Annotated in this window: 12 protein-coding genes; 7 read left to right on the top strand and 5 right to left on the bottom strand. The window is 67.1% G+C overall.

Annotated elements, in window-relative coordinates; translation table 11 throughout:
• The 3 genes from ACIQ2E_RS07115 to ACIQ2E_RS07105 form a co-directional block, all read left to right on the top strand.
• Positions 1-1057: flavin reductase (locus tag ACIQ2E_RS07115; RefSeq protein ID WP_398328182.1), on the top strand; the 1057-nt coding region annotated here is incomplete at its 5' end.
• A complete protein-coding gene (locus tag ACIQ2E_RS07110) occupies positions 1057-2871 on the top strand; it encodes a diflavin flavoprotein (protein ID WP_398328179.1) in 1815 nt (604 codons plus the stop codon). The genes ACIQ2E_RS07115 and ACIQ2E_RS07110, both read left to right, overlap by 1 nt.
• 233 nt (positions 2872-3104) lie before the next feature.
• Complete coding sequence (locus ACIQ2E_RS07105) at positions 3105-3308, top strand: hypothetical protein (RefSeq protein WP_398328176.1); 204 nt, start codon at positions 3105-3107, stop codon at positions 3306-3308.
• Here the strand turns inward: ACIQ2E_RS07105 and ACIQ2E_RS07100 are convergent.
• From ACIQ2E_RS07100 to ACIQ2E_RS07085, 4 genes are all read right to left on the bottom strand, one after another.
• The gene (locus tag ACIQ2E_RS07100) at positions 3296-3550 is read right to left on the bottom strand and encodes a hypothetical protein (RefSeq protein ID WP_398328173.1); all 255 of its coding nucleotides are present in this window, start codon (positions 3548-3550) and stop codon (positions 3296-3298) included. The genes ACIQ2E_RS07105 and ACIQ2E_RS07100 overlap by 13 nt on opposite strands.
• Before the next feature lie 141 nt (positions 3551-3691).
• Positions 3692-6667: an aminomethyl-transferring glycine dehydrogenase gene (gene gcvP, locus ACIQ2E_RS07095; RefSeq protein WP_398328170.1), complete on the bottom strand. Its 2976-nt coding sequence runs from the start codon at positions 6665-6667 to the stop codon at positions 3692-3694.
• On the bottom strand, positions 6657-7046 hold the full coding sequence (gcvH, locus tag ACIQ2E_RS07090) for a glycine cleavage system protein GcvH (RefSeq protein WP_398328167.1): 390 nt from the start codon (positions 7044-7046) through the stop codon (positions 6657-6659). The genes gcvP and gcvH overlap by 11 nt, the downstream gene beginning before the upstream one ends.
• Before the next feature lie 121 nt (positions 7047-7167).
• Positions 7168-8424 (bottom strand): aminotransferase class I/II-fold pyridoxal phosphate-dependent enzyme, encoded by a 1257-nt coding sequence (locus tag ACIQ2E_RS07085; protein WP_398328164.1) that lies wholly within the window; start codon positions 8422-8424, stop codon positions 7168-7170.
• Between the two features lie 283 nt (positions 8425-8707).
• On the opposite strand from ACIQ2E_RS07085, the gene ACIQ2E_RS07080 reads away from it, so the two are divergent.
• Complete coding sequence (locus ACIQ2E_RS07080; protein WP_398328185.1) at positions 8708-9571, top strand: acyl-CoA desaturase; 864 nt, start codon at positions 8708-8710, stop codon at positions 9569-9571.
• Here ACIQ2E_RS07080 and ACIQ2E_RS07075 read toward each other — a convergent pair.
• Positions 9559-10341, bottom strand: coding sequence for a hypothetical protein (locus ACIQ2E_RS07075; protein WP_398328161.1), 783 nt, complete (start codon positions 10339-10341; stop codon positions 9559-9561). The two genes, ACIQ2E_RS07080 and ACIQ2E_RS07075, sit on opposite strands and share 13 nt — an antisense overlap.
• Positions 10342-10392: 51 nt before the next feature.
• On the opposite strand from ACIQ2E_RS07075, the gene ACIQ2E_RS07070 reads away from it, so the two are divergent.
• The 3 genes from ACIQ2E_RS07070 to ACIQ2E_RS07060 all read left to right on the top strand — a co-directional run.
• Positions 10393-11322 (top strand): acyl-CoA desaturase, encoded by a 930-nt coding sequence (locus tag ACIQ2E_RS07070; protein ID WP_398328158.1) that lies wholly within the window; start codon positions 10393-10395, stop codon positions 11320-11322.
• A 43-nt stretch (positions 11323-11365) separates the two neighbouring features.
• Positions 11366-11824: a 50S ribosomal protein L9 gene (rplI, locus tag ACIQ2E_RS07065; RefSeq protein ID WP_398328155.1), complete on the top strand. Its 459-nt coding sequence runs from the start codon at positions 11366-11368 to the stop codon at positions 11822-11824.
• A gap of 144 nt (positions 11825-11968) precedes the next feature.
• The coding region (locus tag ACIQ2E_RS07060) for a DnaB-like helicase N-terminal domain-containing protein (RefSeq protein ID WP_398328152.1) at positions 11969-12292 on the top strand (324 nt) is incomplete at its 3' end.

Here is a 12292-nt window from a genome sequence, read left to right as displayed (position 1 = left end):
GGACGCGCTGCCGGCGATCAACACCATTGCCGTGGGCCATGGACCGCTGCTGCGCGAGCACCTCAGCCTCTGGCTTTCCGACTACCGCGAATGGAGCGAGGGCCGCAGCAAGGGCGAGGCCTATGCCGCCGTTTGCTATGTGAGCCAATACGGCTTCTGTGATCGCCTCAGCCAGGCGATCGCCCGCGGCATCGGCAAGGCTGAGGCCCAGGTGCAGCTGGTAGACCTGCGCGCCACCGACGCCCAGGAACTGAGCGCCCTGATCGGCGAGGCCAGCGCCGTGGTGGTGCCAACCTGGCCCGCCAACCCCGATGCCGAACTACAGGCCTCGATCGGCACCCTGCTCGCCGCCCTGCAACCCAAGCAATGGGTGGCCACCTACGACGCCTACGGCGGCAACGACGAGCCGATCGACACGGTGGCCAGCCAGCTGCGCAGCCTCGGCCAGAAGGAGGCCTTCGAGCCGTTGCGCATCCGGCAAGTACCGGATGGGAATGATTACCAGCGCTGCGAAGAGGCGGGCACCGACCTCGGCCAGCTGCTCACCCGCGCCAAAACGATCGCGGCCATGAAAGCCCTCGATGGTGACCTCGACAAAGCGCTAGGGCGCCTCTCCGGCGGCCTGTATGTGGTGACAGCCCGCCAGGAAGAGCGGGCCTCCGCGATGGTGGCCAGCTGGGTGAGCCAAGCCAGCTTTGATCCGCCCGGCATCACCGTGGCTGTGGCCAAAGACCGCGCCATCGAAGCGCTGATGCAGGTGGGCGATCGCTTCGTGCTCAACATCCTGCGGGAAGACAACCACCAGCCGCTGCTGCGCCATTTCCTCAAGCGCTTCCCGCCCGGCGCCGATCGCTTCGCCGGAGTGGCCACCCTCGATGGCGTGGCGGCAGGCGGCCCCGTGCTCGGGGATGCACTGGCCTTCCTCGGCTGCCGCGTGCAGCAACGCATGGAAGGGCCCGACCACTGGATCATCTACGCCGAAGTGGAGCAGGGCAACGTGGCCGACACGGAAGCCCACACGGCTGTGCACCACCGCAAAGTGGGGAACCACTACTGATGAGCAGCACCGCCAACGACCGCCGGGTCATTCAGCTCGAGATCGAGCCCGGCTTGGTGTGCCTGCGGGGCCTCAGCCCCAAACGCCTGCGCTTCGAAGTGGAATACGGGCTCGAGCGCGGCACCACGGCCAACAGCTTCCTGTTCCTGCCGAGTGGCGACGACCCAGCCCTGCTTGTGCATCCACCGGGCAACACGTTTGCCGAGCCCTATTTCGAGGCCTTGGCCAGCCTGGTGCCCACCAGCGCCCTGCTGCAGGTGGTGGTGGGCCACACCAACCCCAACCGGGTGCAGCTGCTGCGCCAGCTGGCGCAGCGCTGGCCTCAGCTGGAACTGATCAGCTCCAACCCGGGCGCACAGCTGCTTAAGGAGCTGTGGGATCAGTGCAAACCCGCCCCGCCTGGAGCAGCGGCCACGGAGGAACCGGAAGCACGTCCACCCCTGCCACCCCTGCAGGTGGTGCGCGGGGAGCTGGAGCTGCAGCGGGCCGATGGGCACTGCCTCCAGCTGCTGCCCACCCCCACGCCCCGCTGGCCCGGTGGCCTGATGGCTTTCGAGGAGAGCAGTGGCCTGCTGATGAGCGGCAAGTTCTTCGCGGCTCACCTCTGCACCGAAGCCTGGGCGGAAGCCAACCGCAGCAACACCGAAGAAGACCGCCGCTACTTCTACGACTGCCTGATGGCACCGATGGTGCGCCAGGTGGAAACCGTGCTCGATCGAATCGATGAGCTGCCGATCCGCACGATCGCCCCAGGCCATGGCCCGGCCATTGCTGAAAGCTGGCGCAGCCTGGTGGTGGACTACCGCCGCTGGGGCGAAACCCAGGAGCGCGCCAAGCTTTCAGTGGCCCTGCTCTACGCCAGCGCCTACGGCAACACCGCCGCCATCGCCGATGGCCTGGCCCAGGGGGTCTCCCGCACCGGCGTGCGGGTGGAGAGCATCAACTGCGAATTCACACCCACCGAGAAACTGCTCGAGGCCATTCGCAATTGCGATGCCGTGCTGATTGGCTCACCCACCCTGGGAGGGCACGCCCCCACACCGATCGTGTCGGCCCTGGGAACGCTGCTTGCCGAGGGCGATCGCGCCAAGCCGGTGGGGGTGTTCGGCAGCTTCGGCTGGAGCGGAGAAGCCCTCGATCTGTTGGAGAGCAAGTTGCGCGATGGCGGCTTCCGCTTTGCCTTCGAGCCCATCAAGGTGAAGTTCAGCCCTGATGCCGCCACGCTCAAAACCATCGAGGAAACCGGCACCGCCCTCGGCCGTCAGCTGCAGAGCGAGCAGCGCAAGGCCCAGCGCCGCGCCAGTGGCGGTGGGCTGAGTGAGAGCCGCAGCAATCCGGCCGTACTGGCCCTGGGCCGCGTGGTGGGCTCACTGTGTGTTCTCACCACCGTGAAAGGCAGCGGCGAGAGCCAACTCAGTGGCGCCATGGTGGCCAGCTGGGTGAGCCAGGCCAGCTTCTCCCCCCCAGGCCTCACGGTGGCCGTGGCCAAGGATCGGGCCGTGGAAGCTCTGTTGCACGTGGGCGACGCCTTTGCCATCAACGTGCTGGCCTCGGGCCGTGAAACCGGGCCGATGAAGCAGTTCCTGCAACCCTTCGCCCCGGGCGCTGACCGCTTTGCCGGGCTCGAGCTGGAGCACAGCCCCGGCGGCCTGCCGGTGCTGCCAGAGGCGCTGGCCTGGCTGGAGTGCACGGTGAAGCAGCGAATGGAATGTGGCGACCACTGGCTGCTCTATGCCGAAGCGAAGGCCGGTTCGGTGCTCGATGCTTCGGCCACCACGGCCGTACACCAGCGGCGCAGCGGCGCCAATTACTAGGAGCCCACCTCTACAGCCAAAGCACAAATCACGCCCCGAGGCTGTAGCGCAGCAAACAAACGAGCCCTCTTGCGACCAACAGCGCTCATTCGGCCAAAGCCAGTGAGAGCAATGGATCTGGCCCCTAATTGTCTACGCCTGTAAGACCTATTCATCTCAGCCTAAAGAAAAAGCAAACTCCGGCAGGAAGTGGGCAGGACTCGCTCAAATGATGAGGTCAGCAAGCGAGATCAATGCAGGCGGCTCTCGATCCCAACCCCGCTCACCAGCGCTGGGTGGTGCGTTACCGCGGCTTTGTGTTGATTCCCCAGAGTGACCTCAGCTGGCTAGTGCGTCCGGAACGAAGCCCGATGAGCCTGCTGCCATTCCGCACGCCCGCCAGCTCTGTCGACGACGTGAAGGCCTTGATCGACTGGCGCCTGAATCAGGCCGCCTGAGGCGGAGGCGGGGTCGAGCCACCCGCCACAAACGGCAGCACCACAGTGGCCCAACGCTCCGGGCGTGCCGGGCGGCTGCGGCGCGAACGGCGCACGCCGAAGGGAACCCTCACCACATTGGTTCCTTCCACGCGCAGGGTTTCTCCGCTGGCCAGGGTGGGCAGTGAGAGATCGGCATGACCTCTGCCCTCCGCCGTGAGCGACGTGTTGATCAGCGTGGTTCCGTGGTCGTCAGCGCTCATGGTTGCTCCCCGATACCGGTGTCACCCGATCCGCAGTGATCCCTGCAGTTGCAGCAGATCCTGCAGGAAAAGCAAGGGTGGTTGCGAAAAGAAATTCCGCATTTTTCGTTCCGGCGAAATCTAAACGCAAACACGCCACAATCAAGCCCTGCTCAAACTTGGTGTCGCCAGTTCATCCACTGATGGGCAGGTGCACACCAAATTGCGATCGCCGAAGGCGTTATCAATGCGCGCCACCGCCGGCCAGAGCTTGCTGGCGAGCTGGTGTTCACCAGCCGGATAACCAGCCTGCGCGCGGCTGTAGGGGCGATCCCAGTGGTCGGCCGTTACCGCCGCGAGGGTGTGGGGCGCCCGTTTGAGGGGGTTGTCGGCTGGATCGCTCTCACCGGCCTCGATCGCCGCAGCCTCGGCGCGAATCGCCGTCATCGCCTGAACGAAACGCTCCAGCTCCGCAAGCCCTTCGCTCTCGGTGGGCTCCACCATCACCGTGCCGGCCACCGGCCAGCTCACGGTAGGGGCATGGAAGCCGTAATCCATCAGGCGCTTAGCCAGATCATCCACCTCCAGGCCGGCGCTGCGCTTCAGGGGCCGCAGATCGAGGATGCATTCGTGGGCCACCCGGCCGCCGGCACCGCGATAGAGCACCGGGAAGTGGGGCTCCAACCGCTCCGCCAACCAGTTGGCGGCGAGCAAGGCCACCGCTGAGGCCTGGCGCAATCCTGCGCCACCCATCAAGCGGATGTACATCCAGCTGATCGGCAGGATGCTGGCGCTGCCCCAGGGGGCAGCACTCACCGGCCCGATTGGCTGCGCGCCGCCGCAGTGTTCGGCCAGGGGGTGACCGGGCAGGAACGGCAGCAGATGCTCCGCCACGGCGATCGGGCCCACCCCTGGGCCGCCACCGCCATGGGGGATGCAGAAGGTTTTGTGCAGGTTGAGATGGCACACATCGGCGCCGTAGAGGCCCGGCTTGGCCAGACCCACCTGGGCATTGAGATTGGCGCCATCGAGATACACCTGGCCGCCATGGGCATGAACAAGGGCGCAGATCTCCTGAATCCCCTGCTCAAACACCCCATGGGTGGAGGGGTAGGTGACCATCAACGCCGCCAGCCGATCGCTGTGCTGCTCGGCTTTGGCCTGGAGATCGGCGCGATCGATGTTGCCCTGCCCGTCGCAGGCCACAGGCACCACCTGCATGCCTGCCATCACGGCGCTGGCGGGATTGGTGCCGTGGGCGCTGGTGGGGATCAGGCACACGTTGCGCTGCTGCTGGCCGCGGCTGCGCTGCCAGGCGCGGATCACGAGCAAACCGGCGTATTCCCCCTGGGAACCGGCATTGGGCTGCAACGACACCCCCGCAAAGCCGGTGATTGCCGCCAGCCAGCGCTCCAGGTCGGCCACCAGGCGGCGGTAGCCGGCGCTCTGGGCCGCAGGGGCAAACGGATGGAGCCCTGCAAAGGCCGGCCAGCTCACCGGCTGCAGCTCAGCGGCAGCGTTGAGCTTCATCGTGCAGCTGCCGAGCGGGATCATCCCGTGCACCAGCGAGAAATCGCGGGCCGCCAGGCGCTGGATGTAGCGCAGCAGTTCGGTTTCGCTGCGGTAGTGGTGGAACACCTCCTGCTGCAGCCAGGGGCGCTCACGGCGGGGCACAGCATCAGCCCAGACAACCTGTTCGGGCGCCTCGCTGGCGCCGGCAGCCGCCAGCTCCTGCTGGAGCTGCGCCTCCAGATCCACCAGCTGAAGCGCCGGGTTGGGCCCAGCCACAGGCGCCAATGCCTCGAGTAGCTGCTGCAGTTCTGCGAGGCTGCTGCGCTCATCGAGGCTGATGGCAAGACCGCCCGACTCAGGGCGCAGGTTGAAACCAGCGGCTTCCGCCGCGGCCAACAGCTCGGCCGCCGCAGGGGTGCACAGCCGCAAGGTGTCAAAGCCGGAGCCCAATTCGCTGTGAAGCCCCAGCTCAGACAGGCCACGGCGCAACAGCTCCCGCAACACCAACACTCGGCGGGCGATCGCAGCGAGGCCCTCGGGCCCGTGGTGCACGGCGTAAAACCCGGCGAGAACAGCCAGCAGCACCTGGGCCGTGCAGATGTTGCTGGTGGCCTTGTCGCGGCGGATGTGCTGCTCACGGGTCTGCAGAGCCAGGCGCAGGGCCGAACGACCCTCCGCATCCACCGACTGGCCCACCAAGCGGCCCGGAATGCGGCGCTGGTGGGCGGTGGTGGTGGCGAAAAAGGCGGCGTGGGGTCCGCCGAACCCGAGAGGGATGCCAAAACGCTGGCTGCTGCCGATGGCGATCTCAGCCCCCAGCTCCCCCACAGGCTTCAGCAACACCTGGGCGAGCGGATCCACCGCAGCGGTAACCAGCACACCCGCCGCGCGGGCAGCGGCGATCAGATCGGTGGGATCCCAAAGCCCACCTCCTGCCCCGGGTAGCTGCAGCAGCATTCCAAACGCCCCCGCGAAGGGGGCTTCAGCGCTGGCCGCAGCCGCCTGCAGCAGCTGCGGATCAACGCGCACGAGCTCAATGCCCAGCGGTTCAGCGCGGGTTAGGAGCACAGCCCAGGTCTGCGGCAGCACCTCGGCGTCCACCAGAAATCGCCTGGCGTCGGCGTCGCCACAAACGCCATAGCTCAGGCTCATCGCCTCGGCGGCGGCGGTGGCCTCATCGAGCAGGGAAGCATTGGCGATCGGCAGCCCGGTGAGCTCGCTGATCAGGGTTTGGAAGTTGAGCAACGCCTCGAGGCGTCCCTGGCTGATTTCAGCCTGATACGGCGTGTAGGCCGTGTACCAGGCCGGATTTTCAAACACGTGGCGCTGCAGCAGCGCCGGCGTAATGCAGTCGTGGTAGCCGAGCCCGATCAGGCTGCGACGCACCTGATTGGTGGCAGCGATCTGCTGCAGTTCCGCCAGGGCTTGCGCCTCATCGCAGCCGGCTGGCAAGCCCTCCGCAGCGGCGGCGGCATCGAGGCGAATCGCCTCCGGCACCACCTCGGCAATCAACTCTTCCAGGGAGCCGAGCCCCAGATCGGCCAGCATCGTGGCCTGCTCGGCGGCGGTGGGGCCGATGTGGCGGGCAACAAAGGGGCTGAGCCCCGCGCCGTGATCAGTGGCCATCCACCTTGGCGCTGTAGGTGGCCGCATCCATCAGACCCTGCAGCTGCGCAGGATCGCTGGGCCGCACCAGCAGCAACCAGCCCTCGCCGTAGGGATCGTTCTGCAGCTCCTCCGGGCTGGCGAGCACCGCCTCATTGCGGGCCTCGATCGAGCCACTGATCGGTGCGATCACCTCTTCCACGGCTTTCACCGATTCCACGCTGCCGAAGCTGCTGCCCTGGCTGAGGGCCGCCCCTACCTCGGGCAACTCCACAAACACGATGTCGCCCAGCTGATCGACAGCGAAGGCACTGATGCCGATGCGCACAAGTTCACCCTCCGCCCGGGCGTATTCGTGGCTATCGGCGTAACGGCAGTCGTTGGGGTAGCTGAGGGCCATGGGGCCGCCTGGGCGGATCGCTGTGCAGCAGTTTGTCGGAAATCGGCGGAGGCGGGCTGAGAAGCCTTCAGCAGACCAACTCCCGCAACACTGTTCAGGCTTCTGTACAGACCGCACGGAATCAGCAAGCATCCGGCGGCGCAAGCGCCAGTAGCGCCCGCTCCAGGGCCAGTTCGGCGTGGGCCTGGGTGGTGCCGCCCTGGGCGTAAAGTACATAAGGCTCGCGCAGCGGACCATCGGCGGAGAACTCGCTGGTGCTGCCATCAATGAAGGTGCCCCCGGCCATCACCAGCTCACTGGCGTAGCCGGGCATCGGTGCCGGCACCGGATCGAGATAACTGCCCACCGGCGAGCAGGCCTGGAAGGCACGGCACACCGCCTTCAGCGGCTCGGGCGAACCGAAGCGCACTGCCTGGATCACATCGCTGCGCACCCCACCCACCAGCGGCTTCACCGCATAGCCGAGCCCCTCGAACACAGCGGCGGTGAGTTCGGCGCAGAGCAGGGCTTCGCTCACCATCTGCGGCGCCAGGAACAACCCCTGAAACAGCAGGCGGTGCAGGTCGAAGCCGGTGCCGCCCTCGCTGCCGATGCCTGGCGCCGTGAGCCGGCAGCAGGCCTGCTCCACCAGCTCGGCGCGGCCCGCCACATAGCCGCCGGTGGGAGCGATGGTGCCGCCGAGGTTTTTGATCAGGGAGCCCGCCATCAGATCCGCCCCCACGGCGGTGGGCTCCTGCAGCTCCACCAGCTCGCCGTAGCAGTTGTCCACAAACACCAGGCAACCGGGCTGGATCGCTTGCACCCGCTCCACCAGCCGGCCGATCTGCTCCACCGTGAGCGAAGGGCGCCAGCTGTAGCCGCAGCTGCGCTGGATCAGCACCATGCGGGTGGGCAGCGCCAGGGCCTCGGCGATGCCCGCCTCGTTCACCGTGCCATCGGGCAGCAGATCGAGCTCGTCGTAGGCGATGCCGAACTCCGCCAGGGAGCCCTGGCCACAGCCGCGAATGCCGATCACCTCCTCGAGGGTGTCGTAAGGGCGGCCGGTGAGGGCAAGCAAGCGATCACCGGGGCGCAGCACGCCGTAGAGCGCCGCAGCAATGGCGTGGGTGCCGCTCACGAATTGCAGGCGCACGGCGGCGGCCTCGGCCTGGAGCACCCGGGCGAACACGCGATCGAGCACCTCACGGCCCAGATCACCGTGCCCATACCCGCTCACGGAGGCGAAGTGGTGCACCCCCAGCCGCTCCGCCGCAAATGCCGCCAGCACCCGTTCCAGCCGCGGCTTCACACCAGCTCGGCGCTCGCGGGCCAGAGGAGCTGTGCGCTCCAGGGCTGCACCCAGCTGATTGGCCGCCCAGGCCTGGAGGGAGGCGGTCATGGCAAGTCGCAACGGATCCCCATGCTGCCGGGCGCGTGACGGTGCACCATCCGTCTAGATTTTTTCGGATTGGTGTTTTGGCTACAGCCTCTGGTTGCTGCCAGCGCCCCAGGCCAGTGGTGCGTTGGTCCCCAGGGACCCACAAGCGAACCGGAGCCTGCGCATCCTCTAGGAGTTCACTTTGGTCTTAGCCGCAGATGCCGCTTCCGCGGCACCCACCCAACGCGTCAGCGTTGACCTGGAGGGTGGGTCAGGCAGCTACAGCGATGCCCAGGAAGCCCGGATGCGGGCAGCGCTGGTGGTGCCCCGTGCGCCACTGCCCCGCAGCCAGCGCAAATACAAGCTCGGCACCACCGGCTTCATGCTGGCCATCCACGTGGGCGCCGTGTTCGCACTGCTGCCCCAGTACTGGAGCTGGCAGGGCCTGGCGGCGCTGGCGATTCTTTATTGGGCCACCGTGCTCGGCGTAACCCTGGGCCTGCACCGCCTGGTGGCTCACCGCAGCTTCGTGGCCCCGAAGTGGGTGGAGCGGGCGCTGGTGCTGATGGGCACCCTGGCCTGCCAGAGCGGACCGATCGAGTGGGTGGGCCTACATCGCCACCACCACAAGTTTTCCGACCAACCCAACGACCACCACGACGCCGCCCGCGGCCTGTGGTGGGCCCATAGCGAGTGGATGCTGCACGACATCCCCGCCATCAAGGAGCTCCATCGCTTCACCGGCGACCTGCTCCAAGATCCCTTCTACCGCTGGCTGGATCGCTGGTTCCTGCTGCTGCAGCTGCCTCTCGGCGCTGCCCTCTATTGGTATGGCAACGCGGCCCAGATTCACGGCGGCGGCCTGGGGCTGGTGCTCTGGGCGATCCCGCTACGCCTGGTGCTCGTGTATCACGTGACCTGGCTGGTGAATTCCGCCACCCACGCCTTCGGCTACCGCAACTTCGACTGCCCCGACCTCTCGCGCAACTGCTGGTGGGTGGCGATCCTCAGCTTTGGTGAAGGCTGGCATAACAACCACCACGCCCACCCCTCCAGCGCCCGCCACGGCCTGCGCTGGTTTGAGTTCGACATCACCTGGCAGCACATCAAACTGTTGCGCAGCCTGGGCTGGGCCAAACGCATTCGCGAGGCCCGCTACCCCGCCTGAAGCTGGCGACGGATCGCCTCCGCCAGATCCGGTTCCGCATCCCCCGAGCCCGGTTGCTGCTGCATCCGGGCTTTTTGGCGAAGTAGCTCCAGAAACTGATCAGCGCTGAGCTCTTCCTCCTGGGTGGCCCCAAGGGCCGCCAGGGTGCGGCGCAGGTCGTGGAGCTCCGCATCCAGCTCCTCAGCGCTGAAATCACGCTGACCAGCCATCACCTCCGCAAAGCGTTCCCGCCGCTGACGCTTCTCCGCGGGGTAGGCCGCCAGCACCTGCTCCCGGCAGATCCGCCAAGGCCGGCCGGCCGTGAACAACTCCGCCAGGGCCGCGCTCAACCCAGCCGCTTCCGCAGCCTGAATACGCAGATCGAAGCCGGCCGGCAACGACCTCAGCCCCACAAAGATCTCGAACAACTGAGCCGGCCCGAGGGCCGCGCCGTCATCCGCCAGCAGCGGCAATGCCGAGTCCTGCAGGGCCGTGAGCAATTCCGGCTGGTCGGCGAGCTGCTCTTCCAACGACGCCGCTGGGCCTCCAGCCCCCGCCTCGCGAGCCAACAGTTGGTTGATCCTCCCCAGGGCCACAAACAGCTCCGGCCCTGGGGAGGCGAGCTTGCGGTTGCGCAGGTTCGAGAGCTGGGAGTTGTGCACGCGGCCCAGATCCAGCCGCTCCGCCAGGGCCGGCAACACGCGCTGACTCCAGCCGTTGCGCTCATGCCAGGCCTTGATCAGATGCCCGAACGCATCACGACCCGCTTCGAGTTCTTTCCGGTAATCCATTCGATACGGATCCGTACTGCTACCATTTTATCGGAAACAAACGGAGGGCCCATGACGGCCACCATCACCAGCCCCGGCAGCGTGCAGCACCTGCACCGGCCGCGCGGCGCAAACCATGGCATCGCACCAGTAACCTCCGAACCCCAGGGGCGCGACTGGGCCGTGATCCTCTTCATGGGCGCCCTCCACGCGCTCGCCCTGGTGGCGTTGCTCCCCCAGTTCTGGAGCCTCACCGCCATCGGCACCCTGGCGGTTCTCTATTGGGTCACGGCGTGTCTGGGCGTAACCATCGGCTACCACCGCCTGCTCAGCCATCGCGCCTTCCGGGTGCCCCTCTGGCTCGAGCGCTTCTTTGCCACCTGCGGTGCCCTCAGCTGCCAGCACGGCCCGATCGACTGGGTGGGCCTGCACCGCCATCACCACAAGTTTTCCGATACGGAACCTGATCACCACAACAGCCATCGCGGTTTCTGGTGGAGCCACATGGGTTGGATGTTCCGCCCCATCCCCGCCAAAGGCGCCATCCCACGCCTCACGGGCGACCTGGCCGCCGATCCGTACTACCGCTGGCTGAACAACCATTTCCTGGCGCTTCAGCTGCCCCTGGCCGGCCTGCTGTTCTGGATCGGCACCGTGACCGGCGCCGGCGGCTGGGCCCTGGTGCTCTGGGGCATTCCGCTGCGCCTGGTGCTCGTGTATCACGCCACCTGGCTGGTGAACTCCGCCACCCACCGCTGGGGCTACGTGCTCCACGACAGCGGCGACGGCTCTCGCAACAACCCCTGGGTGGCCGCGCTCACCTTCGGCGAGGGCTGGCACAACACCCACCACGCCTATCCCCACTCCGCTCGCCACGGCTGGGGCCGCCGCGAGCCCGACCTCACCTGGCTGCACATCCGCGCCATGCAGCGCCTCGGCCTGGCCACCCAGGTGCGACTGCCAGCGCCGCTGACGAAAGGTGCTCAAGCACCTGTGGCGTAGGCTGACCCATCGCCCATCCGTTGATCGTTAGTTCGTAGATCCCATGGCCAAGCGCGTTTCCGTGGTCCTCAGCGAGGACGTCCTCAGCCTGGGTAAGGACGGCGATCTGGTGGAGGTAGCCCCCGGCTACGCCCGCAACTTCCTGCTACCCCAAGGCAAGGCTGTGCCCCTCACCCCCGCGGTGATGCGTCAGGTGGAGCACCGCCGCGCCAAGGAAGCCGAGCGCCAGGCCGCCCTGAAGGCTGAGGCCGTGGCCTTCCGCACCGCCCTCGACACCATCGGCCGCTTCACCGTGAAGAAGCAGACCGGCGGCGACGACGTGCTGTTCGGCACCGTGACCAACGGCGACGTGGCTGAAGCGATCGAGGCCGCCACCAAGAAAGAGGTGGATCGCCGCGACATCACCGTTCCCGAAATCCACCGCACCGGCACCTACAAGGTGCAGGTGAAGCTCCACAGCGAAGTGACCGCTGAAATCAACCTGGAAGTGGTGAGCCACTGATCCAGGCGATCTGCTCATCGGTCGCCATCCACGGGTTGCAGCTCGCGACCGTGACAGGAGAATGGTGATCCCCTTTGCCGTCAGGCCCTGCAGGGTCTGGCGGTTTTTTGTTCCCTACCACCCCTCTTCGGCGGCACCCCGGCCATGGTGAGCGTTCCCCTCAGCAACCTCGATCCCGAGGAGGGTCAGGGCCGCCGGCCGGGCTCACGGGGGCGGCCCCGCGACGAGGCCAGCTTCGAGGCGATGCCGGATGGCGTGCCGCCGCAAAACCTCGAAGCCGAGGAAGCGGTGCTGGGCGGCATCCTGCTGGATCCCGACGCCATCGGCCGGGTGGCGGATGTGCTGCAGCCCGAGGCCTTCTATCTCACGGCCCACCGCGAGATCTATCGCACCGCCCTGATGCTGCACGGCCAGGGCAAACCCACCGACCTCACCGCCATGACCGCCTGGCTGGCGGACACCGGCGCC

Origin of the sequence: Vulcanococcus sp. (assembly GCF_044369115.1) — a bacterium.
In the GTDB taxonomy this organism is placed as follows: domain Bacteria; phylum Cyanobacteriota; class Cyanobacteriia; order PCC-6307; family Cyanobiaceae; genus Vulcanococcus.
This window is presented reverse-complemented; position numbering and strand designations above follow the sequence as displayed.

Excerpts from the sequence above, each read along its gene's own strand:
- ACIQ2E_RS07110 (WP_398328179.1), top strand. The coding sequence starts at position 1,057 with ATGAGCAGCACCGCCAACGACCGCCGGGTCATTCAGCTCGAGATCGAG.
- ACIQ2E_RS07105 (WP_398328176.1), top strand. The coding sequence starts at position 3,105 with ATGCAGGCGGCTCTCGATCCCAACCCCGCTCACCAGCGCTGGGTGGTG.
- ACIQ2E_RS07075 (WP_398328161.1), bottom strand. The coding sequence starts at position 10,341 with ATGGATTACCGGAAAGAACTCGAAGCGGGTCGTGATGCGTTCGGGCAT.
- ACIQ2E_RS07070 (WP_398328158.1), top strand. The coding sequence starts at position 10,393 with ATGACGGCCACCATCACCAGCCCCGGCAGCGTGCAGCACCTGCACCGG.
- rplI (WP_398328155.1), top strand. The coding sequence starts at position 11,366 with ATGGCCAAGCGCGTTTCCGTGGTCCTCAGCGAGGACGTCCTCAGCCTG.
- ACIQ2E_RS07080 (WP_398328185.1), top strand. The coding sequence starts at position 8,708 with ATGCGGGCAGCGCTGGTGGTGCCCCGTGCGCCACTGCCCCGCAGCCAG.
- gcvH (WP_398328167.1), bottom strand. The coding sequence starts at position 7,046 with ATGGCCCTCAGCTACCCCAACGACTGCCGTTACGCCGATAGCCACGAA.
- ACIQ2E_RS07085 (WP_398328164.1), bottom strand. The coding sequence starts at position 8,424 with ATGACCGCCTCCCTCCAGGCCTGGGCGGCCAATCAGCTGGGTGCAGCC.
- gcvP (WP_398328170.1), bottom strand. The coding sequence starts at position 6,667 with ATGGCCACTGATCACGGCGCGGGGCTCAGCCCCTTTGTTGCCCGCCAC.
- ACIQ2E_RS07100 (WP_398328173.1), bottom strand. The coding sequence starts at position 3,550 with ATGAGCGCTGACGACCACGGAACCACGCTGATCAACACGTCGCTCACG.